Raw genomic sequence first — 24,556 nt, forward strand, 5'->3', positions numbered from 1 at the left:
GCCGGCCGCGGTCGGGCTCCCGCGAGTACGTGGACGAACCTGGAGCCCACTGCGCATGCGTCAGGTCGGTGTGACCGTCCCGCTGAAGTGCTCCTTGCCGCTGCGCGCGTTCCAGCCGGAGTACACGAACCCGCCCGCGTCGTCTCCCGTGATCGAGACGGCGACCGTGCCCGGCAGCAGCACCGGCTTCGCGAAGACGACCGTCCATTCGAATGCGCCGCCGCGTCCCGCGCCGCTCTCGGCGAGGGCTCGTGCGGCGGTGTACATCCCGTGTGCGATCGCGCGGGGGAAGCCGAAGGCCTTGGCCGTGAGGGCCGACAGGTGGATCGGGTTGCGGTCGCCGGAGACGGCCGCATAGCGCCGACCGGTCCCGGCGTCGAGGGTCCATCGGGCCGTGGGCATCGGCGGCGTGAAGACCGCCGGGGCGTCGGCCACCGGCGCACCGACAGCCACGGGGTCAGCGTCCACGGGGTCAGCGTCCACAGGGTCGGCGGTCACCCCGCTTCGCTCAACCCCCTTCGCGAGATAGGTCGACACCCCGCGCCACACAACCTCCATGGCGTCCCCGGCCCCGTACCGCGCGGACACCTCTGTCACGAGCTCGACCTGCGTCCCGCGGGGATGCAGTGCCAGACGGCGCGCCCAGGCGTGCACCTCGAGCCGCTCGTCCGCGCGGATCACCCGCGACATGGTCACCGCGTTGGCCAGGTGCACCATCCCGGCGAGTGGCAGCGGGAAGTCGGGGTGAATCATCAGTGCCATGGCCACCGGGAAGGCGAGGACGTGCACAAAGCCGGCGGGCAGCGCGTCGTCGGCCGGTTCGCCGAGCAGACGCTGGTAGCGCAGCAGCTGCTCGGGGTCGGCGACGACGTCGGCCACCCGGTACGTCACGTCCGGCAGGGAAGCGTGGTCCGGCGAGGCGCCCGAGCTCCGCCCGGGCAGCCGCGGCCAGCCGGGCAGCACGGCGCGGGCGTAGAGCCCGCCGAGCTCTGGTACCCCGGGCAGGGTCTTGACCGCCGACGGCCGGCCCACCATGTCCGGGCCCATCACGCCCCCACGAGGTTCTGACCGCAGACCCGCAGCACCTCGCCGTTGATCCCACCGGCCGCCGGCCCGGCCAGGAACGCGACGGCCTCGGCGACGTCGACCGGCAGACCGGCCTGCTGGAGAGAGTTGAGGCGGCGGGCCACCTCGCGGGTCGCGAAGGGGATCCGCGAGGTCATCTCGGTCTCGATGAACCCGGGGGCGACGGCGTTGGCCGTGCCGCCGACGCCGGCGAGCAGCGGCCCGGTGGCCCGGACCATGCCGATCACGCCGCCCTTGGACGCGGCGTAGTTGGTCTGCCCGCGGTTGCCGGCGATCCCGGAGGTCGAGGCGAGCGAGACGATCCGCGGTGACCGGGTGAAGGCGGGCGAGGCGAGCAGCGCCTCATTGATCGTGAGCTGGGCGCCGATGTTCACTGCCAGGACGGAGTCCCACTGCTCGGGGGACATGTTCGCGAGCAGCTTGTCCCGGGTGATCCCGGCGTTGTGCACCACGATGTCCAGCCCGCCGTGGCGCGAGACCGCGTGGTCGATGATCCGTTCCCCGGCGTCCGGGGCGGTGATGTCGAGCTGCAGCGCGGTCCCGCGGACCTCGTTCGCGAGCGCCGCGAGGGCCTCCCCGGCCGCGGGCACGTCGACCACGACGACACGGGCGCCGTCGCGCGCCAGGACCCGGGCGATGGCCGCGCCGATGCCGCGGGCGGCTCCGGTCACGACGGCGACCCGACCCTCGAGCGGGCGGTCCCAGCTGCCCGGGGCCTCACCTGCGACCGAGGACACCGTGAGGAGCTGACCGTCGACGAAGGCCGACCGAGGGGACAGGAAGAAGCGCAGCGCGGCGCCTACGGACGCGGCCGTGAGGTCCACGCCGCCCGCAAGCACGATGCCGTTGCCGGTCGCGCCCGCGCGCAGCTCCTTCGCGAGCGACCGCAGCGCGCCGTCCACCCCCTGGCGGGCGGCGGCTACGGAAGGGGTGTCCGACGACGTCGCCTCGCGTGAGATGGTCACCACGCGCCCGCCCGGGGCGAGCGCGCGCAGCGCCCCGGACAGATCGAGCATGGGCGCGGCGAGGTCGCGCGGGTGCTCGACGTCGCTGAGCACGACGACGACGGCGCCCCACCGGGCGCTCGCCCCGGCAGCCGCCCGGCGGATGTCGAGGTCAGCCCCGCCGTCGCTGGTCAGGATCAGCTGGGCGACAGCGTCGGCGTCGGCGCTCGCAGGGGAGCCGAGCACGAGGACCGGGCCGGGTGCGAACGGTGCGTCCGGGGTCTGACGGCGCAGGACGCCCGGGCGGGGGAGCCCAAGCTTCTTGGCGACGGTCCCGCCGAGGCCGCCGTTGACCAGGGAGACGTAGGAGTCGCTCACAGGGCACCGCCCGTCGTGGCGGCGTCGGCCCCGGGAACGGATGCAGCCGACTCGATGATCGCGGCGACGCCCAGCCCTCCGGCTGCGCAGATCGACACGAGCGCCCGAGAGACCTTCCCTGTCTCGGCGGCGCGGTTGGCCACGAGCTTGGCCGCGGTAGCCACGATCCGGGCGCCGGTCGCGGCGAAGGGGTGGCCGGCGGCGAGCGAGGAGCCGGTGACGTTGAGACGGGACCGGTCGATCGAGCCGAAGGGCCCGTCCAGGCCGAGCTCCGTGCGGCAGTAGTCGGCGTCCTCCCACGCGGCGAGCGTGGTCAGGACGGTCGAGGCGAAGGCCTCGTGGATCTCGAAGAAGTCGAAGTCGTCCAAGGTCAGGGCATTGCGGGCGAGCAGCCGGGGGACAGCGTGAGCGGGGGCCATGAGCAACCCGTCGTGGCCGTGCACGTAGTCCACGGCGGCGGACTCGCCGTCGACCACCCGGGCCAGGACAGGCAGGTCGTGGTCGCGGGCCCAGGCGCGCGAGGCGACCAGGACGACCGACGCGCCGTCGGACAGCGGGGTCGAGTTCCCGGCGGTCATCGTGGCCGGGACCGCAAGGGAGGTGCCGAAGACCGGTGAGAGCTTCGCGAGCTTCTCGACTGAGCTGTCGGGGCGCAGGTTCGCGTCTCGCACGAGGCCCTTGTACGGCGTGACAAGGTCGTCGAAGAACCCGGCGTCGTAGGCGGCGGCGAGGTTCTGGTGGCTCGCGGCGGCGAGGGCGTCCTGCTCCTCGCGGCCGATGCTCCAGGTCGCGGTCGTGATGGCCTGGTGCTCGCCCATCGACAGGCCGGTCCGCGGTTCGTCGGTGCGCGGGGTGGCGGGGGCGAGGTCGGCAGGACGGACGGAGGCGAAGGCCTTGATCCGGGCGCTCAGGCTCTTGGCGTGGGAGGCCTTGAGCAGGGCGCGACGCAGCCCCTCGCTGACCGCGATCGGGGCATCGGAGATGGTGTCGGCGCCACCGGCGATCGCGGACTCGATCTGGCCGAGGCGGATCTTGTTGCTCACCCCGATGACGGCCTCGAGCCCCGTGGCGCAGGCCTGCTGCAGGTCGTAGGCGGGGGTCTGGGGGGAGAGTGAGGAGCCCAGCACGCACTCGCGGGCGAGGTTGAAGTCGCGCGAGTGCTTGAGCACCGAGCCGGCGACGACCTCGCCGATCCGCTCGCCCTGCAGTCCGAAGCGCGCGACGAGCCCGTCGAGCGCCGCGGTGAGCATGTCCTGGTTGCTTGCGTTCGCGTAGGCACCGCCTGCCCGGGCGAAGGGGATGCGGTTGCCGCCGACGATCACGGCCTCGCGGCCGGCGTCGTGCGCGGGCGTGCCGGCGGGAGTGGTGGGTATGGTCGTCGGTGTCTGCGGCCTGCGCGGCACGGTGTCTCCTCGCGTCGTTGCTCGGGTGGTGGTGCGGGTGCGCCAGCTGCTGGGCTCGCGCGACATCTGCGCGGTGTGGCAACGTCGCCGGTGCACCACAACCACGGTACCTGATACTCAGAGTTTCGTATGACGTGCGTATGACGTGCGCGCCGTGCGCACGCCAGCGACGACCTACGCTGGCTCCTGCCCGATCCAAGGAGAGATCATGACCCGTAGCCCCGTCTTGGAGCTTGCCGTGCAGAGCCTCGCGGGCGTACGCGTCGCCGCCGAGGTCGGTGCCGCGCGCGTCGAGCTCTGCGTCGCGCTGGGTGCCACCGGCGGGCTCACCCCGAGCATCGGCCTGCTGGGAGCGGTGGTCGAGACGGCCGCCGCCGTGGCGCGCGAGAGCGGCGCGGCGCACGCCGTCGAGGTCCATCCCCTCATCCGGCCGCGCGCCGGCGGGTTCGTCTACGACGCCGCCGAGATCGACATCCAGGTGCGCGACGTGCGGGCTGCCGTCGAGGCCGGGGCCCGCGGGGTAGTCGTGGGGGCGCTCACCGCCAGCGGTACGGTTGACGCGTCCGCGATCGAGGCCCTGGTAGCCGCCGCCGACGGGCGCGAGGTGACGTTTCACCGAGCGATCGATGCCGTGGCGGACCCCTTGCTGGCCTTGGACGTCCTCTGCGAGCTGGGGGTCACGCGCGTGCTGACCTCGGGCGGCGCGCAGCGCAGCATCGACGGGATCGATCGACTGCGGGCGATGGTCGCGCGCGTCGACGGGCGCCTGCAGGTGATGGCAGGCGGAGGGGTGCGCCCGGTCGACGTCGCCGCCCTCCTGGGTGCAGGGATCGATGCCGTGCATCTTTCTGCGAAGAGGTTTGTCACCGACGCCGCTGGCGTGGGCGGCGGCTCGGACGCCGGTTACGAGGTCACGGACCCCTCGGTCGCCCGGGAGGCCTCTGACGCCCTGTCAGCCGCAGGATCATGCGGCTGACAGGGCGCCAGGCCGTTTGAGGCAGGGCAACGTTCAGATACCAATTCGGTAACGGAGCCCAAGAATTATTTGGATTCGGCACTTCGTTCGTTAGGTTGCCGTACTAAAGCCACATCGAATCAGTGGCTGAAGCGGCGTCGCGGCGTCGCTCGACGAAAGGACCAACGATGATCCGAACTGTGGGCCTCAGGCGAATGCTCCCAGCAGTCGCAGTTGCCTCGTCCATCGCCCTCCTGGCTGCTGGTTGCTCCAGCAGCGACGAGGGCTCAGCCACCGGCGGGGGCGGCGACGAAGGCCGCGTGCTCAACGTCTGGGCTGGAAGCCAGACCCCGATCGTGGCGAACTTCAACCCGTTCATGCCGAACGCCCTTCTGCACGCGACCCAGGGTCCGATCCTCGAGCCGCTGTTCTACTTCAACAAGGTTGCCGACGCTGCCCCCACGCCGCTCCTGGGTAAGTCCTTCGAGTGGAACGCCGACGGCACCGAGCTGACCATCAAGGTGCGCGAGGGCGTCAAGTGGAACGATGGTGAGGCCTTCACGGCCAAGGACGTCGCGTTCACCCTCAACTACCCGATCGCGAAGCCCACGTACGTCGACAACGCCGAGGCGACCGACGACACGACGGTCAAGGTCACGTTCAACGCCCCGTCGTTCACCAACGAGGCCTCGCTGCTGTCGATGTTCATCGTCCCGGAGCACATCTGGAAGGACGTCGCCGACCCCGCCACCGAGACGAACGCGAAGCCAGTCGGCACCGGTCCCTACACGGTCGAGTCGGTCTCTGACGCTGCGTACACGATCGTCGCGAACCCGAACTACTGGCAGGAGGGGAAGCCGGCCGTCAAGAAGGTCCGGTACCTCGCCCTCAACTCCAACCAGACCTCGAGCGACCTGCTCACGACCGGCAAGCTCGACTGGGCCGGCATGTTCTCGCCCGACCCGAGCAAGGTCACCGCGAGCGGAGCGCTGTCGGTCATCAACACCCCGGTCGACCCGACCGTGCTCTACACCTGCTCCAACGCCGAGCTCGGCTGTGAAGGCCCGCAGACCGACGTGGCCGTGCGTCAGGCGATCAACCTCGCCATCGACCGCACCGTGCTCAACGACAAGGCGTGGGCCGGCCAGGCCAAGACGATCTCCCCGACCTTCGCGCTCCTCGGACGCGACGACAAGTGGATCGCCCCCGGCATCGAGCCGGAGAGCCCGCAGACCGCCGACGCCACCGCGGCAGCGGCAGTTCTCGAGGCAGCCGGCTACGCCAAGGGCGCGGACGGCGTCTACGCCAAGGACGGCAAGGCGGTCGAGATGACGCTCTCCTCGGTCGACGGCTGGACCGACTACAACGACGCAGCCAAGCTCATCGCCGAGCAGGCAGCGGCGGCCGGCATCAAGATCACCCCGATGCAGGTGACCTGGGACGAGTTCGCCGACGGACGTTCCTCCGGCAACTACCAGTTGATCATGGGTGGCCTCATCGGAACCGCAACCGCGGACCCATACTCCCTGTACCACGACTGGCTCACGACCGACACGACCACCCCGGTGGGCACGCCGATCGAGTCGGGCGACTGGAACTTCGCCCGGTACTCCAACCCGGACGTCGACGCGGCCATCCTCACCGCTGCCGGCACCCTGGACGTCGACGCCAAGATGGCCGCGTACGCGACCGTCCAGGAGAACATCGTCCGCGACCTTCCGTACATCCCGATCGTGGTCAACGCGACGCAGACCTTCATGAACACGAAGGACTACACCGGGTGGCCCTCCGAGGGCGACCTCTACGCCTTCCCGCCGTCATGGGCTTCTGGGGCAGCCGGTATCGTTCTGGCAAACCTGAAGCCGGCCAACTGACGTGACTCCGTGGAGGAGATTGACGATGAAGGGACATGTTGAACAGTGAAGTACTACGTTCGACGGATCACGTTCTACCTGATCACAGTCTGGGCCGCGATCACGCTCAACTTCGTGCTGCCACGCCTGACTCCCGGCGATCCCGCGGAGATCATGCTGGCGAAGCTCGCACGCAGCGGAGTGCAGATCACGGACCAGCTCGTCAGGAGCGTCAATCTCCTCCTTGGAGGTGCCACCGAGGGGTCTCTGTGGGACCAGTACGTCAACTACCTCGGCAAGATCTTCACCGGTGACCTGGGTGTCTCGATCACGAGCTACCCGGCCCCGGTCGTGGATCTCATCGCGAAGGCCCTGCCGTGGACCATCGGCCTGGTGGGCATCGCAACGATCATCGCGTTCATCCTCGGCGTCGGTCTCGGCGCCTGGGCCGGCTGGAAGCGTGGCACCTGGGCCGACAACCTCGTCCCGGCGACCACCCTCATCCAGTCCATCCCGTACTTCTGGATCGCGCTGCTCCTGCTCTACATCTTCTCGGTGAAGCTGCAGTGGCTGCCGATCTTCGGCGGCTACGACGTGTATTCCTTCGCCAATCCTGAGCTCAGCTGGGCGTTCATCTCCAGCGTGGTGTACTACGGCTTCCTCCCGGCGTTGACGATCGTGCTCAGCTCGGTCGGCGGCTGGCTGCTCGGCATGCGCAACATGATGGTCACCACCCTGGCGGAGGACTACATCACGACCGCCGAGGCCAAGGGGCTGCGCCCGCGTCGGATCTTCACCGCCTACGCGGCACGCAACGCCGGGCTGCCGTCCATCGCTGGTTTCGCGATCTCCCTGGCCTTCGTGGTCTCCGGCTCGATCGTGATGGAGCAGGTGTTCAGCTACCCCGGCATCGGGATGCTCCTGATCCGCGCGGTCCAGGGCAAGGACTACGCGCTCATGCAGGGAATCTTCCTCGTGATCACCCTGACGGTGCTCGCTGCGAACTTCCTCATGGACATCTTCTATGGATTCATCGACCCGAGGGCGCGGCAGAATGGCTGACGAGGACATCCGTGAATCGCTGATCGCAGTTCAAGCGACCGGCGCCGGCACGGCAGACGCAGTAGCAATCGACGAGAGCACCGCGGTGACGGCCCCCGACCGCGCCAGCCGGTTCATCCGCGCCGTACGGTTCGTCCGTCGCTCCCCGAAGTTCGCGCTCGGGGCCGGCATCGTCCTGGCGATCGTCCTGTTCGCGATCTTCGGGCCGATGCTCACCCAGAACCCAAAGTTCTCGGGCAACGAGGCGCTCCAGCCTCCCTCGACCGATCACTGGCTGGGCACGACGGGCCTCGGCTACGACATGCTCGCCCAGCTCGCCTACGGTGCCCGCGGCTCGCTGATCATCGGTGTGGTCGTCGCGGCGATCGCTGTCTCGCTCTCGGTGCTCTTCGGCGTCGTCGGCGGGTACCTGGGTGGCTGGACCGATGAGATCCTCTCGCTCATCACCAACATCATGCTCGTCATCCCGGGTCTGCCGCTGATTATCGTGATCTCTGGGTACATGGACGGACGTACCGTCTGGTTCGTCGCCTTCGTGCTCGGGCTCACCGCCTGGGCGGGATCCGCGGTCGTGCTGCGGCTTCAGGCTCGCTCGCTGCGAAACCGTGACTACGTGGCCGCAGCCCGGGTCTCGGGGGAGAAGGCCTTCCGGATCGTCTTCGTCGAGATCATGCCGAACCTGCTGCCGCTGTTCGCGGCGCAGTTCCTCTTCGCCATGGTCTTCGCGATCCTCGGCGAGGCTGGCCTGTCCTACCTCGGCCTCGGCGCGACCGGATCGATCACCTGGGGCACGATCCTCAACGACGCTCAGGTCGGCATGGCGCTGACCCGCGACGCCTGGTGGTGGTTCGTTCCGCCCGGCGTGCTGATCGCGCTGGTCGGTGGTGGGCTCTCGCTCATCAACTTCAGCATCGACGAGATCATCAACCCCAAGCTGCGCGCCGCCCCGGCTGCGGTCAAGAGCGTGCGCAAGGCGCGCAAGACGGTGCTCAAGGACGACCACGCCGGCACCGCCGGCACGACCGTGAAGGTGGACGCATGAACGCCCCGCTCGACCTGGCGACCACGCCGGGCATCGCCGGCAACTTCGGCGTCGTGGCCGGACAGGAGCCGGTCCTCACCGCTCGCAACGTGTCGATCACCTACGAGGTCGAGCCTCCCGTGCACGCGGTGCGGAACGTCTCGTTGACCTTGCACCGCGGTGAGATCCTCGGGCTCGCCGGGGAGAGCGGCTGTGGAAAGTCGACGCTCGCATACGGCGTCAACCAGCTGCTCAAGCCGCCGGCGCTGATGCGCTCGGGAGACGTGATCTTCCACGACCAGAGCGGCAAGGACATCGACGTCGTCGGCCTCAAGGGGGACGCGCTGCGTGCCTTCCGCTGGGACAAGATCTCCATGGTGTTCCAGGGAGCGATGAACTCGCTCAACCCGGTCATCACCGTCCGGTCCCAGCTCTTCGACGTGTTCACCACGCACCGGCCGGGCATGTCCAAGAAGGAGAAGGAGGAGCGCAGCTCGGAGCTGCTCCGTCAGGTGGGCGTCGACCCGTCCCGGCTGGACAGCTTCGCCCACCAGCTCTCCGGCGGCATGCGTCAGCGCGTCATGATCGCCATGGCCCTCGCGCTCAACCCGCAGGTCATGATCATGGATGAGCCGACGACTGCGCTCGACGTCGTCGTCCAGCGCGGGATCCTGCGCGAGCTCATGCGCCTGCGAGAGACCTTCGGCTTCGCGGTCATCTTCATCACCCACGACCTCCCGCTGCTGCTGGAGATCAGCGACCGCATCGCGGTCATGCTCCGCGGCGAGATCGTCGAGCTCAACACGGCCGCGAACATCTACGCGAACCCGCAGCACGAGTACACGCAACGGTTGCTCGGTTCCTTCCCGAGCCTGACCGGTGACCGCGGGGCATTCATCCGCACAGGCGAGGCGATCTGACATGAAGAACCTTGAAGTCAAGCACGTGGTCAAGGACTTCCGCCTCGCCGGAGGTCGCGGAAAGAAGTTCCGCGCCGTCGACGACGTCTCCTTCACCCTCGAGCCGGGCAAGACCATCGCCCTGGTCGGGGAGAGCGGCTCGGGCAAGTCGACCGTCGCCCGCATGATCGCCAAGCTGGAGGTCCCCACGTCGGGTGACATCATGCTCGACGGCAAGGCGAGCGCGACCCGCGGGCGGGCCTTGGACAGCTACCGGCACGACGTACAGATGGTGTTCCAGGACCCCTTCGCCTCGCTCAACCCCTTCCACACGATCCGCCACCACCTCGAGCGTCCGCTCCGCCTGCACGGCAAGGCCAAGACGACTGCGGAGGTCGACGAGCAGGTCGCCCACCTGCTCGAGCGTGTGAACCTCACGCCGGCGTCTACGGTCGCACTGCGTCGCCCGCACGAGTTGTCCGGTGGCCAGCGTCAGCGCGTGGCGATCGCCCGCGCCCTGGCGCCGGGTGCCCGCTTCCTCATCGCTGACGAGCCGGTCTCGATGCTCGACGTGTCGATCCGGCTCAGCGTGCTCAACCTGCTGGCCCGCCTGCAGCGCGAGGACAACCTCGGTGTCCTCTACATCACGCATGACCTCGCGACCGCGCGTCACTTCTCGGACGAGATCATGGTGATGTTCAAGGGCAAGGTCGTCGAGCGCGGCCCGTCCGACGAGGTCATCATGAACCCGCAGCACGAGTACACCAAGCTCCTGCTCTCGGCCGCACCGAACCCCGAGAACCAGGGGAAGCTGCGCGCCGAGGTGCTTGCCGAGATGAACCTCGGTGAGCAGGCCTCCGACCGCGACCGCTTCGGCACCCGCGGGATGTAGTCCCGGCCGGAGCCGAGGCTCCGACCAGACGCAGGACCGGTAGGACTCAGGCGCGACGGGCAACCGTCGCGCCTGAGTTGCTTGTGGCTCGACGCTCCGCTCAGCATGTCCGAGACCGGCAGTACCTGATACCCTGAGTTTCGTGAGCCCAGCCGCGTCTGGTCCGGCAGCGAAGCCGACCATCAAGCCATCCCCCTCCCCGTCCCCGCACCCCGCCGCGCCAGGGCGGCAGGCTGCCGCGGCAGACCCCGCCCCCGACGGGCGCTCGACCCGATGGGACGACCACCGCGCCGCCCGCCGGGTGGCCCTCGTGCACGCCGCCCGCAAGGCTGTGCACCGCGGTGGCCCGGAGATCTCGATGGACGAGATCGCGACGCAGGCGAAGACGTCCAAGTCCATCATCTACCGCTACTTCACCGACAAGCCGGGCCTCCAGCTCGCGGTCGGCGAGGCCGTCGTCGGGCAGATGCGCGACGCCCTGCGCGAGGCCGCGCACACGGCCACCACCCCGCGTGACTCCCTGCGCTCGATGGTCGCCGTCTACCTCGAGATGATCGAGCACTCGCCCAACGTCTACTACTTCGTCACCCGCACCGCCCCCGGGCTGCCCTTCCTCGACTCGATGAACGAGATCGTCGCGGTCCCCTTCGCCCAGGAGATGAACGCCTCACCGGCCGACGCCGCAGCCTGGGGAGCAGGCGCCGTGGGCTTCGTCCGTGGCTCGGGGGAGTGGTGGCTGGAGAGCCGCAACACCCCCGGCGGACCCACCCGGGAAGAGCTCACCGCGCGCGTCACCGCGTGGCTGTGGGCAGGCCCCGTGGGCGTCCTGGCCAAGGAGGGCCGCAGCCCCAAATGACCTGAACGTTGACCGCCCCCGTGACCCAACAGTCGTCCTTGCCTGCACAAAGGAGTTCAGCATGACCACCGTCTCGGACCGCCCCACCTCAGTCCCCACTGCAGCCCCCGCCGCCGGAGTGTCCGCCCTGGCCTCCGAGGCGGATGCGGAGGTCGACGTCGCCTACCTCACCGACCACCTGCTGGGCCGATGGTCCGAGCTGCGCCAGGTCGCCCGCGGGATCGCAGGCGATCCGCGCTTCGCCAAGATCGAGGGCCAGACCATGGCCGAGAGCCGGGCCCGGGTGCTCAACCAGCTCAAGCTCCTCGTCGAGGAGGCGCAGGTGCTGCGAGCCTTCCCCGAACGACTCGGCGGAAAGAACGACGCCGGCGGGAACATCGCCGGCTTCGAGGAGCTTCTCGCCGCGGACCCGTCGCTGCAGATCAAGGCGGGCGTGCAGTGGGGTTTGTTTGGTGCGGCGATCCTGCACCTGGGCACCCCCGACCAGCACGACCGTCTGCTGCCAGGCGCGATGAGCGTCGCGGTCCCGGGCGCCTTCGCGATGACCGAGACCGGCCACGGCTCCGACGTCGCGAGCATCGCCACGACCGCAACCTACGACGAGCAGGCCGGTGAGTTCGTCATCCACACGCCTTTCCGCGCGGCCTGGAAGGACTATCTCGGCAACGCCGGGGAGCACGGCACGGCCGCCGTCGTCTTCGCCCAGCTCATCACGGGCGGGGTGAACCACGGCGTGCACGCCTTCTACGTCACGATCCGCGAGACCCTGCCCGACGGCGCCGCGGGCGCCTTTGTGCCCGGCGTTGGTGGGGAGGACGACGGGCTCAAGGGCGGGCTGAACGGGATCGACAACGGCCGCCTGTACTTCGACCAGGTCCGCGTCCCCCGCGAGGACCTGCTCGCCCGCTACGGGCAGGTCGCCGCGGACGGCACGTACACCTCGCCGATCGGGAGCCCGGGGCGGCGGTTCTTCACCATGCTCGGCTCCCTCGTCCAGGGACGGGTGTCCCTCGATGGGGCCGCGGGGGTCGCGAGCAAGATCGCGCTGGCCACGGCCATCCGCTACGGCAACGAGCGGCGTCAGTTCACCGGGGCCTCTGAGACAGAGGAGACGGTCCTGCTCGACTACGCCGAGCACCAGCGCCGCCTCATCCCGCTGATCGCCGAGGCGTACGCCGGGCACTTCGCCCACGACCGACTGCTCGACCTCTTCCACGCGGTGTTCTCCGGGGAGATGGACACCCCCGAGTCCCGCGAGGACCTGGAGACGATGGCTGCCGCGCTCAAGCCGATCTCCACCTGGCGGGCGCTGGAGACCCTGCAGACGGCCCGCGAGGCCTGCGGCGGGGCGGGGTTCCTCACCGAGAACAGGCTTGTCTCTCTCCGCGCGGACTTCGACGTCTACGCGACCTTCGAGGGTGACAACACCGTCCTGCTGCAGCTCGTGGGTAAGCGGCTGCTCGCGGACTACGCGGCCGACTTCAAGGCGATCGACGGCATCGGGATGGCGCGGTTCGTCGTCGAGCGTGCGGCGGACACGGTGCTCTACAAGACGCCGCTCGTGCGGGCCACCCAGACGATCGTGGACACCGGCTCGGTCCGCCGCGCCGCGGGGCACCTGCGCGGGGAGACCGCACAGCGAGAGCTGCTCACCGACCGGGTCGAGGCGATGGTCGCGGACCTGGCCACCGCGCTGCGCCCGGCATCCAAGCTCGACCGGGGCAAGGCCGCCGCGCTGTTCAACGCCCACCAGCACGAGCTCATCGAGGCCGCGCGTGCGCACTCCGACCTGCTGCAGTGGGAGGCGTTCACCAAGGCTCTGGCCGACGTGCGCGACCCCGGCACGGTGCAGGTCCTCACCTGGGTGCGTGACCTCTACGGGCTCACGGTGATCGAGAAGAACCTCGCCTGGTACCTGATCAACGGCCGGCTCTCCGGTCAGCGGGCTCGGACCGTCACGTCGTACATCGACCGCTTGGTGGCCCGCCTGCGACCGCACGCGCAGTCCCTCGTGGACTCCTTCGGCTACGGACCCGAGCACATCCGCGCGGCGATCGCCACGGGGGCCGAGCAGGTGCGCCAGGACGAGGCGCGCGAGTACTACCGCCAGCAGCGGGCGTCGGGCGATGCGCCCACGCACGAGAAGACGATCAAGAAGGCGGCGCGCTGACGCGAGCTGCGCTCCAACGGGGTGGGCCTAGGGTGACGACGTGCGTCGTATCCCAGCCCCGGTCCTGTTCGTCGTCTCAGGGGTGACCCAGTACGTCGGGGCGGGCTTCGCGGTCGGTCTCTTCGACGTCGCGCCGGCGACGTCTGTGGCCTGGGCGCGGATCTTCGTGGCCGCGCTCGTCCTGGTCGCCTGGGCGCGGCCCTGGCGGGTGCGCTGGGACCGTCGCCGGCTGCTCGCGGCGATCACCTTCGGCACCGTGCTCGCGGCCATGAACGTGACGTTCTACGCCTCGCTCGAACACCTCCCGCTGGGCACCGCGGTCGCGATCGAGTTCATCGGCCCGGTGCTCGTCGCCGCGCTCACCGGGCGCGGCGCGCGCGAGCGGACGGCCATCGCCCTGGCGCTCGTCGGCGTCGTGCTGCTGGCGGGGGTCACCCTCACCTCCAAGTCGCCCGACGCCGCGCTCGGCCTGGTCCTCATCCTCGCCGCGGCCGCGTGCTGGGCCGGGTACATCCTGCTCGGGCGGCGGGTCTCGGCCCAGGGCACCGGGCTCGCGCCGCTGGCCGTCGGGATGGCGGCCGGTGCGATCGTCTTCGCCCCGTTCACGGCCGCCGCGGCGGCGCCGCTGGTCACCGACTGGGCGTTCCTGGGGGCGCTCGTCGCGATCGCGCTCGCCTCGTCCGTGGTGCCCTACGCGATCGACCAGGTGGTGCTGCGGCGGTTGACCGCCTCGCAGTTCGCGATCCTGCTCGCCATCTGGCCGGCGACCGCGGTCGGGGTCGGGGCGGTCGTGCTTCGGCAGGTGCCGAGCGGGTGGGAGATCGTTGGCCTGGTCTTCGTCTCGGTCGCGATCGCACTCACGAGCAGGCCTGCGTCGACGGTTGAGGTCGCCCGTTCCGCCGACCCGACGTGATGGCCCCATCCAGCGTCCGGTCCCCACCTCGGGTTGAGGCCCGAGCGTACGGTGCGTGCTCTTGACTACGGGGCGTGCGTTCAAATCGCACGCCCCGTAGTCAAGAGCACGCACCGTAGTCGTGGCGGGTGGCGGGTGGCGGGTGGCGGGTGGCGGGTGGCGGGTGGGTCAGGTCGGGTTGCAGCGGGCGACGAGGTAGTCGAGGTAGCTGACGTCGGGGCGCCAGGGTTCGAGGTTCCACGTGGCCTTGTCCGGGGCGCCGAGCTGGTGGCAGCGGAACTGCATCTCCATGACGGACGTGTCCGCGGCGGGCTCGCGGCCCACGACGTCGGCCCATCCGAAGGTCTCACCGGTCTGCCCGGACACGCGCCCCCACGCGGACGGGGTCACGACGAGGGACTCGCCGCCCTCGCGGTTCCCCCATTCCGCCCCGGCGACGACCGTGGTCCCCAGGTGGACGGTCACGGTGAGCGGGTAGGCGGCGGCAGGTGGGTCGGTGACGAGGTCGACGGCGAGGCCAAGTTGGTCGCCGTCGTCGTCGGACGTGCCCGTGTCGGGGACTCGCCAGGATGCGGGCAACGTGGTTCCGGCGGCGTCAGCCACGACCGGAGCGGTGAACCCCACCGTGAGGTCGCCGGAGGGGGAGGCGACCGCGCCGGTGCCGTCGGCGGCGAGGGCCACGGAGCTCCCGGCCTCCACGTCGAAGGCCAGTTGCAGGAGGGGAGCCTCCGCGTCGGCGGGCGCGGCGGCCAGGGTCGTCTCCGCGATCAGCCCGGTGTCGCCGTCCGAGGAGGTCGTCGTGCCAGCCGCGGAACCCGCCGTGGCCTCGGTGGTGGGGTCGCTCCCGGGAGGAGCCTGACCTCCGGCTGCCGGGGTCGAGGTAACCGTGAGGACCGAGTCCTCGCTTGTAGAGGCCCCGTCCGTGCCGGCCGCGACGGAGATCTGGACGGTCGTCGGGGCGCTCGCGGGCGTCTGGGGACCGGTCGTCGAGTCTGCCCCCGCGGTCGCCGACACGCCCGGGCCGACGCTCGGGGTCTGGACAGCGGGTGAAGTTGTGGGTGAACATGCACCTAGAGACAACGCGGCGACGAGCGACACGGCGGCCCATCGACGGGCGGCATGGTGGCCGTCACCACCGCCGTCAGAGTGGCCGTCGGGGAGGTCACCTCGACGGGCGCGTTGGGCCCACGTCAAGCCATCGAGCCGCGTGTGCGATCGAGTCAACCGGGTTCTCCTCGCCGCGTGAGTCGTCGAAAGGTGATGTCGAGTGATCACGGAGACCGATGTGAGCGTGTCTTGGGGCGTGGCGCTCGACGGACCTGAACTCTATGCCGCCGCACGGCTGCTCGACGAGGGGGAACGGCGTCGGGCAGCGGCGCTGCGCGACGACCAGGCGCAACGGCGGTTCGTCTCGGCCCACGCGATGCTACGGATCCTCGTCGGTCAGCGGCTGGACCTCGACCCCCACCTGCTGGCCTTCGCCCCTCGGGGGGCCTACGGCAAGCCCGAGCTTGTCCACCACGCGTTCCGGCTGCACGTGAACATCGCCTCCGCCGGGGACAGGGTGGTCTGTGGGGTCACGGAGTCGGGACCGATCGGGGTGGATGTGGAGTCGCACTCGGTCATCGCCGACGCCAACCGCTTCGGCGAGCTCGATCGGATCCTGCTCACCCCGGCCGAGCGCCGGGTGCTCGGCGAGCTCGAGGACCGGGTGGGTGCACTGACCCGGTGGTGGGTCCGCAAGGAGGCGGTCCTCAAGGCCAGCGGCGAAGGCCTGACCATCGAGCCGACCACGCTGCAGATGAGCGCGCCGGACGAGGCGCCCCAGCTGCTCGGTTGGCAGGGGCGCCCCGTCCCGGCTCTGTGGATGTCCGACCTCGACGTCGGGGACGGCTATGAGGCCGCGGTCGTCGTCGTGACCTGAGGAGCGAGCCCGAGGAACGTGCGAACGCTCTCGACCCCGTGGAGGGTGACCTCGGGGCGCAGCGACTCCGCGCGCCGGTCCCACGCGGTCCGATCGAGCACGTACCGCTGGGAGACGGCGGGGGACCCCTCGCGCGCGACGGCGTCGCGTCCGTTCGGCAGGTAGCCGATCTTGCGGGTCACCCCGTTCGAGCCGGGGTTGTCCTCGAAGGCCGACGTGGTCGCGACCTGCGCCCCCAGTCCCTCGAAGGCGAGGTGCAGGATCATCAGCCGCATGCGGGTGCCGACGCCGGCACCCTGGTGACGCAGGCCCAGCCACGACCCCGTCTCGAGGGCGCCCGCCACAGTGAAGTCCTTCGCCATGACGCTCTGGACACCGAGCACCCGCCCGTCGCGGACGACCGCCAGCTCGAGGGTCCAGTCCTGTGGGGACAGGCGCGACCGAACGCCCCACTGGTAGGCCAGCACGCTGCGCGCGACCTCCTGCGGGGTGCCTCGCGTCCACGGGAAGGTAAAGGGCATGGCATCGGGGGAGTGGACCCCCGCAGCGGCAAGCTCGGCGAGCTCGAAGAGCAGCGCATCGTCGAGATAGCGCAGCTCCAAGTCACCGGAGATGACCCGCACGTCGGTCAGCGGCCACAGGGCGTGCGGCGCTGGCGTGGGGTCTGGGTCTGTCGTGGACGTCATGCTCGAACCTATCCAGGCGCGATTGTCCTGGTCAATCGATATTCGCTGCGGTGGTGAGACGTAGGTCCGGTGCCCGGCACCCCCCGGCTAAACTGGGCTCGTCTCGGCCAGCCGTGCTCCGCCCACGGGCACATACCGATGAGGGATCTGATGACCGCCCCCAGCAAGCCCACTCTTGACACCGTCGAGCACGCATCCGCGACCCCGGACGAGAGCCAGCCGTTCGCCGCGCTCGGCCTCAAGCCCGAGGAGTACCAGCGCATCCGCGACATCCTCGGCCGCCGCCCCACGGCCGCCGAGCTCGCCATGTACTCGGTCATGTGGTCGGAGCACTGCTCCTACAAGTCCTCCAAGGTGCACCTGTCGAAGTTCGGCGCCAAGACGACCGAGGAGATGAAGAAGCACCTGCTCGTCGGGATCGGCGAGAACGCCGGCGTGGTCGACATCGGCGACGGCTGGGCGGTCACCTTCAAGGTCGAGTCCCACAACCACCCCAGCTACGTCGAGCCCTACCAGGGTGCGGCGACCGGCGTCGGCGGCATCGTCCGCGACATCATCTCGATGGGCGCGCGCCCCGTCGCGATCATGGACCAGCTGCGCTTCGGCGCGGTGGACCACCCCGACACCGCCCGCGTGGTGCACGGCGTCGTGGCCGGCGTCGGCGGCTACGGCAACTCCCTCGGCCTGCCCAACATCGGTGGTGAGCTCGTCTTCGACAGCTCCTACCAGGGCAACCCGCTCGTCAACGCGCTGTGCGTGGGCGTGCTGCGCCACGAGGACATCCACCTCGCCAACGCCTCGGGCGTGGGCAACAAGGTGGTCCTCTTCGGCGCGCGCACCGGCGGTGACGGCATCGGCGGGGCCTCGATCCTGGCGTCGGAGACCTTCGAGGACGGCGTGCCGGCCAAGCGCCCCAGCGTCCAGGTGGGCGACCCGTTCATGGAGAAGGTGCTCATCGAGTGCTGCCTCGAGCTCTACGCAGCCAAGGTCGTCGAGGGCATCCAGGACCTCGGCGCGGCCGGGATCTCCTGCGCCACCTCCGAGCTCGCCTCCAACGGCGAGGGCGGCATGCACGTCTGGCTCGACGACGTGCTGCTGCGCGACCCGTCGCTCAACGCCGGCGAGATCCTCATGTCGGAGTCGCAGGAACGCATGATGGCCGTGGTCACCCCGGCCAAGCTCGACGCCTTCTTGGCGATCACCGGTAAGTGGGACGTCGAGACCGCCGTCGTCGGCGAGGTCAACAGCTCCGGCCGCCTGACCATCGACCACCACGGCCAGCGGATCGTCGACGTCGACCCGCGGACCGTCGCGCACGAGGGCCCGGTCTACAACCGGCCCTACGCCCGCCCGGCCTGGCAGGACGCCCTCAACGCGGACACCGTCGTGGCCGCGGCGCTGGCTCGCCCGGAGACCGCCGAGGAGCTGCGCGCGACCGCGCTGCGCCTGCTCGGCTCCCCGAACCTTGCCTCCAAGGCCTGGGTCACCAACCAGTACGACCGCTTCGTCCAGGGCAACACCGCCCTCGCCCAGCCCGACGACGGCGGCGTGATCCGCGTCGACGAGACGACCGGCCTCGGGGTGGCCCTGGCCACCGACGCCAACGGCCGCTACGCCAAGCTCGACCCGCGCACCGGCGCCCAGCTCGCCCTCGCCGAGGCGTACCGCAACGTCGCCACGACCGGCGCGCGCCCGCTCGCGATCACCGACTGCCTGAACTTCGGCTCGCCCGAGGACCCCGACTCCATGTGGCAGCTCGTCGAGGCCATCGAGGGTCTGGCCGACGGGTGCCAGATCCTCGGCGTGCCGGTGACCGGCGGAAACGTCTCCCTGTACAACGGCACCGGTGAGCCCGGGCAGATCAACTCCTCGATCCACCCGACCCCCGTCGTCGGCGTCCTCGGCGTGCTCGACGACGTCTCCCGCGCGACCGGCTCCGGCTGGCGGACCGCGGGGGAGACGCTCTTCCTGCTCGGCACCACGCGCGCCGAGCTCGATGGCTCGGCGTGGGCCGACGTCGTGCACAGCCACCTGGGCGGGCTGCCGCCCAAGCTGGACCTGGCCGCGGAGCGCTCGCTCGCCGAGGTGCTCATCAACGCGACCCGCGACGAGCTCGTCGACGCCGCGCACGACCTCTCCGAGGGCGGGCTCGTACAGGGCCTCATCGAGGCGTGCCTGCGCTTCGGGGTCGGCGCCCGCGTGTCGATCGACGCCCTGGTCGCCCGCGACGGCGTGACGCCCTTCGAGGCGCTGTTCTCGGAGTCCGCCGCCCGCGCGCTGGTCTCCGTGCCGCGTGGGGAAGAGGTGCGCTTCGTCGATGCCTGCGTCGCCCGCGGTGTTCCCTACCTCAAGCTTGGCGAGGCCGGGCACGACATCGACGGCGTCGAGGCGCTCGAGATCACCGGCCTGTTCACGCTTCCGCTCGACGAGGCGCGCGAGGTCCACACGGCCACGCTGCCGGGGATCTTCGGCTGAGCTTGATTTTCTGAAAGCGCGCCAGTTGCGCGTGTCTGCCGAACGGCGGGTCCTCACCGGGCCCGCCGTTCGTGTGTGCCGAGGCGGGACGCAGGCTCAGCCACGCGCTTGTGACGGACAGTCGGCTCGGGCGGTTGCGCGATCTCCTCAGGGACATCGCGCGAGGGGCCGGGCAGGACACCCCGCACGAGGGGATCGGTAAGCCGGAAGCGCTCAAGCAGGGTCTGCACGGATATTGGTCCCGGCGAATCACGGACGAACACCGGCTGATCTACAAGGTCGTCGGAGAGGAAATCCGCATCGCAGCATGCCGGTTCCACTACAGCGGATGAGCTGAGGCGTCGCCCGTACCTCGACCCGCCGTCGGGCGCTAGCGCTGCCCGGTGGCGGCCGCCACGACCGCGCCGACCAGCCCCAGGGCGACGACGATCGCCATCAGGCCCAGGAACAGCACGGTGACGACCTGCCCGGGAACTCCACGGGTGCGGGTCGTGCCCAGGGGGCCCATCTCGCCCTTGCACCCGCCGAAGGCGGGGGCGGAGTACTCCACGGCGCGCTGGTGCCCCGGTGGGATGGACCGGGCGACCTTCCCGATCGTCGTGACGAACGAGCGGGGGTTGGTGTCCGGCACGTAGACCTCGATCTCGACCGGGGCGTCGTCGGGGATGGGCAGGTAGGTGTCGCCCCAGGGGAGCCGCTGGGTGTACCCGTTGATGGTCACGACCGGGCGCAGGCCCGCGCCCACGAGGAACGACCAGGGGTGCTTGCGCAGCCTCACGAACATGATGCCTCCCAGAGATGGCCGTGAATTATCACCCTAGGTGGCCGGGAGACCGGGCCGAGCCAATCGGGGAGTGCTCCCCATCCGGCGACGAGCACCGGCCGTCACGGGGCGAAGCGCACCAGGACCATCTCGTGCGGGGCGAGCTCCCAGGAATGGTCCCCGCCGCCGCGCAGCTCGCGTCCGGTCCAGACGTCGACGACGCAGCCTGAGCCGGGGACCTGCTCGACCGCAGCGTCCGTGCCGAGGCTGAGCGCGGCGTCGTGCAGGCGGAGGGTGGTGGGGCAGGAGCCGCGGTTGAGGACGCCGACGACCCAGCCGTCGACGAGGTCGCGGCGCCACACGTCGACCTTTCCGTGGCGGGTCGTGCGGGCGCCCTGGCGGCCGAGCGGGTCCTGGGAGACGGCGAGCAGGCCCGGGTGGGTGAGCAGCGCGCGGGTCTCCTCGGTCATGGTGCGCACGTCGTTGCCGGCCATGAGCGGCGCGGCGAGCATCGCCCAGAGCATGAGGTGGCTGCGGGCCTCGAGGTCGGACAGGCCCGGATTGCCGACCTCGAGCATGTCGGGGTCGTTCCAGCCGCCCGGACCGGCGTACGCGGCGAGGCCGTGCTGCTTGTCGGCCAGGCGCATGACCGACCGCCAGGTCGGCGCGATGTCCGACGTCGTGCGCCACAGGTGCCCGAGCTCCCCGGCCCACTCCCACGGCCGGGAGCGGCCGTATTCGGAGATGGAGTAGACGATCGGCCGGCCGGTCGCCGCGATCGCGTGGGCCATCCGCTCGAAGGCGCCGGCGTAGGTGAGGCCGGTGCCGCCTTTGTTGGCCCGGCACCAGTCGTACTTGAGGTAGTCCACGCCCCACTCCGCGAGCGTCGCGGCGTCGAGCTCCTCGTGGCCGAAGGACCCGATCTCGCGCGCGGGGTAGCGGTCGTAGATCATCGCGCACGTCTTGCGGCCGGGCGCCAGGTACAGCCCGAACCGCAGGCCCCTGGCGTGGATCTCCTCGCCGAGGGCGGCCATGCCGGACGGAAAGCGGCGCGGGTGGGAGCACAGGCGACCAGCAGGGTCCCGGGCGACGTCCTGCCAGCAGTCGTCGATGACCAGGGTGGTGTAGCCGGCGTTGCGCATGCCGGAGGTGACCAGCGCGTCGGCGACGCCGAGGACGACGGTCTCGGTGAGGTCGTAGCAGCGGAACGTGTTCCAGCTGTTCCAGCCCATCGGGGGAGTGGGCACGAGCGTGGCGTCCTTGACGAACGTCGTCTCATCCATGGGGCCTCGTCGTTGAGAGATGGACTCTGACCTCACATGATGGCAGGCAGGCCGGCGCGGGTGGGTTGGCGGGTGAGAGCGCGCGGCGGCCCTTGACGAGCCCAGGGTCCTTCGCCACGATGAGCGGAAGGGGCCCCGCCCCGCCGACTCTCGCAACGACGCGTGAAAGGTCACCATGGCGCACCCCGCATTCCCCTCGATCCCCTCCGACTTCCTCTGGGGCGTCTCGACCGCCGCCTATCAGATCGAGGGCGCCGTCACCGCCGGCGGGCGCGGCCCGACCAGCTGGGACGCCTTCACCGCGCAGCCGGGTCGGATCGTCGACGCCAGCACAGGGGACGTGGCCTGCGACCACTACCACCGCTACCCGCAGGACGTGGCGCTCATGGCGGACCTCGGGGTGGACGCCTACCGCTTCTCCTTCGCGTGGTCGCGGATCCAGCCGACCGGGACCGGGCCGGTCAACCCGGAGGGCCTGGCCTTCTACGACCGGCTCGTCGACTCGCTGCTCGAGGCGGGGATCACGCCCGCTCCCACGCTCTTCCACTGGGACACCCCGCTCGCCCTCGAGGAGCAGGGCGGATGGCTCAACCGCGACATCACCGAGAAGTTCGCCGACTACGCCCACCTCATGGGCACGCACTTCGCGGACCGCATCCCACGATGGATCACCATCAACGAGCCGGTTGTGCTGACGATGCTCGGCTACGGCGCAGGGATCCAGGCGCCGGGCCTGCAGCTCGGTTTCGGGGCGCTGCCCGCGGCTCACCACCAGCTGCTCGCGCACGGGCGGGCTGTGACGGCGCTGCGCGCGGCGGGTGCGACGAACATCGGGATCGCCAACAACCACGCGCCGACCTGGCCGGCGTCGGACGCGGTCGAGGACCAGCAGGCTGCCGGCCTCTACGACGCGATCGCGAACTGGGTCTTCGCCGACCCGGTCCTCGCCGGGCGCTACCCGGACGAGCTCGCGCCGATGCTCCCCGAGGGGGCGCAGGACGATCTCGCGGAGATCTCCGTCCCGCTCGACTGGTACGGCATCAACTACTACAACCCCACCCGGGTCTCCGCCCCGGATCCCACCGGCGCGGGCGCTCTCATCGACGGGCACGAGCTCGACGCCGACCTGCCCTTCGCGCTGCGGGACATCGAGGGATACCCGCTGACCGACTTCGGCTGGCCCGTGGTCCCGGCGGCCTTCACCGACCTGCTCGTCTCCTTCAAGGACAGGTACGGCTCGGCCCTGCCGCCGGTCTACATCACCGAGAACGGCTGCGCGATCAACGACGGCCCGGACGAGGACGGCGCCGTCCACGACTCCCGGCGGATCGACTACACGCGGGCGCACCTGGGCGCGATCTCCGACGCGATCGACGCCGGCGTCGACGTCCGCGGGTACTTCCACTGGTCGCTGCTGGACAACTTCGAGTGGGCGGTCGGGTACACCCAACGGTTCGGGCTCGTCTACACCGACTACGCGACGCAGGAGCGGATCCCCAAGGACTCCTTCCGCTGGTACCGAGACGCCATCGCGGCCAGCCGGTGACCCTGACCCCGGAGCCGGTGGGCGCGGCAGCCGCCGCGCCGCCCGGCGAAGCGGATCTAGCTTCCGGCCCGACGCCGACCACCCGCGCCTCCCGCGCCTGGGTCACCAAGTTCACGCTCGCCTACCTCGGCATCAACATTGTCTGGGCTGGTCCGGCCCAGGTGCTCATGTCGCCCCAGGTCGAGAGGCTCACCACGGCCGCACCCTGGGGGTTCTTCAGCGACACCAAGGAGACCAACCTCGCCCTCATCGGCTTCATCACCGGCGTCTTCGCGATGATCTCGACGCCGCTGTGGGGCGCGCTGTCGGACCGGACGAGCACCCGCTGGGGCCGGCGGACGCCGTGGATGGCGGTCGGCCTGGTCATCGTGACGATCGCGATGATCGGGGCGGGCCTGTCCCAGACCCTGCCCGCGCTGCTCCTCAGCTGGGTCGCCTTCCAGGTCGCGATCAACGCCGTCATCTCGCCGCTGTCCGCGACGGTCCCCGACCACGTCCCGACCGAGCAGCGCGGCCTGGTCTCGGGCTGGTACGGCTTCGCGTACACCTTCGCCGTGGTGACCGGGACGGCGCTCGGCACGATCGCGACGGCGGTCTGGGCCGGGGCGCTCGGGATCACTATGGGCTACGTCATCTGCGCCCTCGCCTGCGTCGTCGCGATGACGCCGTTCCTACTCGACCGGTGGGAGCGCCGCGGAGACGCGCCCGCGCGACCCACGCTGGCTCCCTTCCGCTGGGCGGACCTGCGTGCGTGCTACTGGGTTGATGTGCGCCGCTACCCGGACTTCGGCTGGGCCTGGCTCACCCGCTTCATCGTCACGCTGAGCAGCGCAACCGCGCTGTTCTACCTCTACTACTACCTCCAGGACGGCGTCGGCCTCGTGCGCGACGACGCGGCGTCAGGCGCGCAGGGCGGGCTGCGGGTGAGTGACGGCGTGCTTGTGCTCACCGCGGTCTACGCGCTGTCGGTGTTCCTCACCGTCGTCGTGGCGGGCATCGTCTCCGACAAGCTCGGGCGGCGCCGGGTGTTCGTGGCGTCCTCCGCGGTGTTCGTCTCCACGGCGACGCTCCTCATGGCCTTCGTCCCGACGTTCTCGGTCACGGTCGTCGCCGCGATCATCCTCGGGCTGGGCACGGGGGTGTTCACGTCGGTGGACTTCGCGCTGGTCACCGAGGTGCTGCCGGCCGCGGAGAGCAACGGCAAGGACATCGGGATCATCAACCTCGCGATCGCCCTGCCCAACGTCCTGTCCCCGGTCGTGGCGGCGTTCATGGTCAACAGCTTCGGCGGGTACACGGGGCTGTACCTGCTCTCGGGGGCGCTGTCGATCCTCGGTGGGGTGCTGGTGTATCGAATCAAGGGGGTGCGGTGATCCCGGCTGGATGAAGGCCGCAGCCCCGCAGGACCCCCACATCCGGCGCGCCGACGGTACCGTGAAGGGATCAG

Annotated in this window: 21 protein-coding genes; 14 read left to right on the forward strand and 7 right to left on the reverse strand. The window is 70.4% G+C overall.

All coding sequences use genetic code 11. From position 1 onward, the window contains the following. Window positions 1-60 precede the first annotated feature (60 nt). The 3 genes from BLQ50_RS03255 to BLQ50_RS03265 are packed head-to-tail and all read right to left on the reverse strand — an operon-like array spanning window position 61 to window position 3,811. Window positions 61-1,047, reverse strand: coding sequence for a MaoC family dehydratase (locus BLQ50_RS03255; RefSeq protein ID WP_245700896.1), 987 nt, complete (start codon window positions 1,045-1,047; stop codon window positions 61-63). After that, on the reverse strand, window positions 1,047-2,408 hold the full coding sequence (locus BLQ50_RS03260; RefSeq protein ID WP_093181151.1) for a 3-oxoacyl-ACP reductase: 1,362 nt from the start codon (window positions 2,406-2,408) through the stop codon (window positions 1,047-1,049). The genes BLQ50_RS03255 and BLQ50_RS03260 overlap by 1 nt, the downstream gene beginning before the upstream one ends. Then, a complete protein-coding gene (locus BLQ50_RS03265; protein WP_425424072.1) occupies window positions 2,405-3,811 on the reverse strand; it encodes an acetyl-CoA C-acetyltransferase in 1,407 nt (468 codons plus the stop codon). The genes BLQ50_RS03260 and BLQ50_RS03265 overlap by 4 nt, the downstream gene beginning before the upstream one ends. 208 nt (window positions 3,812-4,019) lie before the next feature. Between BLQ50_RS03265 and BLQ50_RS03270 the strand changes: the two genes are divergently transcribed. The 9 genes from BLQ50_RS03270 to BLQ50_RS03310 all read left to right on the forward strand — a co-directional run bounded on the left by BLQ50_RS03270 (window position 4,020) and on the right by BLQ50_RS03310 (window position 14,432). Further along, a complete protein-coding gene (locus BLQ50_RS03270) occupies window positions 4,020-4,787 on the forward strand; it encodes a copper homeostasis protein CutC (RefSeq protein WP_093181153.1) in 768 nt (255 codons plus the stop codon). 167 nt (window positions 4,788-4,954) lie between these two features. After that, entirely contained in the window at window positions 4,955-6,640 is a 1,686-nt protein-coding gene (locus BLQ50_RS03275) for an ABC transporter substrate-binding protein (RefSeq protein ID WP_093181154.1), read from the forward strand. A 45-nt stretch (window positions 6,641-6,685) separates the two neighbouring features. Continuing rightward, window positions 6,686-7,681 (forward strand): ABC transporter permease, encoded by a 996-nt coding sequence (locus tag BLQ50_RS03280; protein WP_093181155.1) that lies wholly within the window; start codon window positions 6,686-6,688, stop codon window positions 7,679-7,681. Continuing rightward, window positions 7,674-8,723 (forward strand): ABC transporter permease, encoded by a 1,050-nt coding sequence (locus BLQ50_RS03285; RefSeq protein WP_093181156.1) that lies wholly within the window; start codon window positions 7,674-7,676, stop codon window positions 8,721-8,723. Before BLQ50_RS03280 ends, BLQ50_RS03285 begins: the two co-directional genes overlap by 8 nt. After that, complete coding sequence (locus tag BLQ50_RS03290) at window positions 8,720-9,622, forward strand: ABC transporter ATP-binding protein (RefSeq protein ID WP_093181158.1); 903 nt, start codon at window positions 8,720-8,722, stop codon at window positions 9,620-9,622. The genes BLQ50_RS03285 and BLQ50_RS03290 overlap by 4 nt, the downstream gene beginning before the upstream one ends. Before the next feature lies 1 nt (window position 9,623). Beyond that, window positions 9,624-10,493, forward strand: a complete 870-nt coding sequence (locus BLQ50_RS03295) for an ABC transporter ATP-binding protein (RefSeq protein WP_093181159.1) — start codon at window positions 9,624-9,626, stop codon at window positions 10,491-10,493. A 301-nt stretch (window positions 10,494-10,794) separates the two neighbouring features. Continuing rightward, window positions 10,795-11,349 (forward strand): TetR/AcrR family transcriptional regulator, encoded by a 555-nt coding sequence (locus BLQ50_RS03300; RefSeq protein WP_245700898.1) that lies wholly within the window; start codon window positions 10,795-10,797, stop codon window positions 11,347-11,349. Window positions 11,350-11,410: 61 nt separating this feature from the next. Further along, the gene (locus BLQ50_RS03305; RefSeq protein WP_093181161.1) at window positions 11,411-13,519 is read left to right on the forward strand and encodes an acyl-CoA dehydrogenase family protein; all 2,109 of its coding nucleotides are present in this window, start codon (window positions 11,411-11,413) and stop codon (window positions 13,517-13,519) included. A gap of 40 nt (window positions 13,520-13,559) precedes the next feature. Next, entirely contained in the window at window positions 13,560-14,432 is an 873-nt protein-coding gene (locus tag BLQ50_RS03310) for an EamA family transporter (protein WP_342672042.1), read from the forward strand. Between the two features lie 168 nt (window positions 14,433-14,600). Here BLQ50_RS03310 and BLQ50_RS03315 read toward each other — a convergent pair whose 3' ends face one another. Beyond that, entirely contained in the window at window positions 14,601-15,446 is an 846-nt protein-coding gene (locus BLQ50_RS03315) for a DUF2599 domain-containing protein (RefSeq protein ID WP_139185711.1), read from the reverse strand. Between the two features lie 271 nt (window positions 15,447-15,717). Here BLQ50_RS03315 and BLQ50_RS03320 point away from each other — a divergent pair, with 271 nt between their 5' ends. Then, a complete protein-coding gene (locus BLQ50_RS03320; protein ID WP_139185713.1) occupies window positions 15,718-16,356 on the forward strand; it encodes a 4'-phosphopantetheinyl transferase family protein in 639 nt (212 codons plus the stop codon). On the opposite strand, the gene BLQ50_RS03325 is transcribed toward BLQ50_RS03320, so the two are convergent. Next, window positions 16,326-17,042 carry a GNAT family N-acetyltransferase gene (locus BLQ50_RS03325; RefSeq protein ID WP_093181165.1) on the reverse strand — a complete coding sequence of 239 codons (717 nt, stop codon included), beginning with the start codon at window positions 17,040-17,042 and terminating at the stop codon, window positions 16,326-16,328. The genes BLQ50_RS03320 and BLQ50_RS03325 overlap by 31 nt on opposite strands. Window positions 17,043-17,192: 150 nt before the next feature. Between BLQ50_RS03325 and purL the strand changes: the two genes are divergently transcribed. Together purL and BLQ50_RS03335 are read left to right on the forward strand one after the other, a co-directional pair. Further along, a complete protein-coding gene (gene purL, locus BLQ50_RS03330; protein WP_093181167.1) occupies window positions 17,193-19,517 on the forward strand; it encodes a phosphoribosylformylglycinamidine synthase subunit PurL in 2,325 nt (774 codons plus the stop codon). 110 nt (window positions 19,518-19,627) lie between these two features. Next, window positions 19,628-19,849, forward strand: coding sequence for a Txe/YoeB family addiction module toxin (locus tag BLQ50_RS03335; protein ID WP_425424073.1), 222 nt, complete (start codon window positions 19,628-19,630; stop codon window positions 19,847-19,849). 38 nt (window positions 19,850-19,887) lie between these two features. Here BLQ50_RS03335 and BLQ50_RS03340 read toward each other — a convergent pair whose 3' ends face one another. Both BLQ50_RS03340 and BLQ50_RS03345 read right to left on the reverse strand, forming a co-directional pair. Further along, a complete protein-coding gene (locus BLQ50_RS03340; protein ID WP_093181169.1) occupies window positions 19,888-20,301 on the reverse strand; it encodes a hypothetical protein in 414 nt (137 codons plus the stop codon). Window positions 20,302-20,402: 101 nt separating this feature from the next. Then, window positions 20,403-21,563, reverse strand: a complete 1,161-nt coding sequence (locus BLQ50_RS03345) for a glycoside hydrolase family 27 protein (RefSeq protein ID WP_175558997.1) — start codon at window positions 21,561-21,563, stop codon at window positions 20,403-20,405. Between the two features lie 175 nt (window positions 21,564-21,738). Between BLQ50_RS03345 and BLQ50_RS03350 the strand changes: the two genes are divergently transcribed. Together BLQ50_RS03350 and BLQ50_RS03355 are read left to right on the forward strand one after the other, a co-directional pair. Beyond that, window positions 21,739-23,109 carry a GH1 family beta-glucosidase gene (locus BLQ50_RS03350; protein WP_093181172.1) on the forward strand — a complete coding sequence of 457 codons (1,371 nt, stop codon included), beginning with the start codon at window positions 21,739-21,741 and terminating at the stop codon, window positions 23,107-23,109. Further along, window positions 23,106-24,482 (forward strand): MFS transporter, encoded by a 1,377-nt coding sequence (locus tag BLQ50_RS03355; RefSeq protein WP_093181173.1) that lies wholly within the window; start codon window positions 23,106-23,108, stop codon window positions 24,480-24,482. Before BLQ50_RS03350 ends, BLQ50_RS03355 begins: the two co-directional genes overlap by 4 nt. Window positions 24,483-24,556 lie beyond the last annotated feature (74 nt).

Origin of the sequence: Sanguibacter gelidistatuariae (assembly GCF_900096585.1) — a bacterium.
Taxonomy (GTDB): Bacteria; Actinomycetota; Actinomycetes; order Actinomycetales; family Cellulomonadaceae; genus Sanguibacter; species Sanguibacter gelidistatuariae.

Bases quoted from the DNA above. Each gene is read 5' to 3' on its own strand.
- BLQ50_RS03255 (WP_245700896.1), bottom strand. From the start codon at position 1,047: ATGGGCCCGGACATGGTGGGCCGGCCGTCGGCGGTCAAGACCCTGCCC.
- BLQ50_RS03270 (WP_093181153.1), top strand. From the start codon at position 4,020: ATGACCCGTAGCCCCGTCTTGGAGCTTGCCGTGCAGAGCCTCGCGGGC.
- BLQ50_RS03275 (WP_093181154.1), top strand. From the start codon at position 4,955: ATGATCCGAACTGTGGGCCTCAGGCGAATGCTCCCAGCAGTCGCAGTT.
- BLQ50_RS03285 (WP_093181156.1), top strand. From the start codon at position 7,674: ATGGCTGACGAGGACATCCGTGAATCGCTGATCGCAGTTCAAGCGACC.
- BLQ50_RS03290 (WP_093181158.1), top strand. From the start codon at position 8,720: ATGAACGCCCCGCTCGACCTGGCGACCACGCCGGGCATCGCCGGCAAC.
- BLQ50_RS03295 (WP_093181159.1), top strand. From the start codon at position 9,624: ATGAAGAACCTTGAAGTCAAGCACGTGGTCAAGGACTTCCGCCTCGCC.
- BLQ50_RS03305 (WP_093181161.1), top strand. From the start codon at position 11,411: ATGACCACCGTCTCGGACCGCCCCACCTCAGTCCCCACTGCAGCCCCC.
- BLQ50_RS03325 (WP_093181165.1), bottom strand. From the start codon at position 17,042: ATGACGTCCACGACAGACCCAGACCCCACGCCAGCGCCGCACGCCCTG.
- purL (WP_093181167.1), top strand. From the start codon at position 17,193: ATGACCGCCCCCAGCAAGCCCACTCTTGACACCGTCGAGCACGCATCC.
- BLQ50_RS03340 (WP_093181169.1), bottom strand. From the start codon at position 20,301: ATGTTCGTGAGGCTGCGCAAGCACCCCTGGTCGTTCCTCGTGGGCGCG.
- BLQ50_RS03345 (WP_175558997.1), bottom strand. From the start codon at position 21,563: ATGGATGAGACGACGTTCGTCAAGGACGCCACGCTCGTGCCCACTCCC.
- BLQ50_RS03350 (WP_093181172.1), top strand. From the start codon at position 21,739: ATGGCGCACCCCGCATTCCCCTCGATCCCCTCCGACTTCCTCTGGGGC.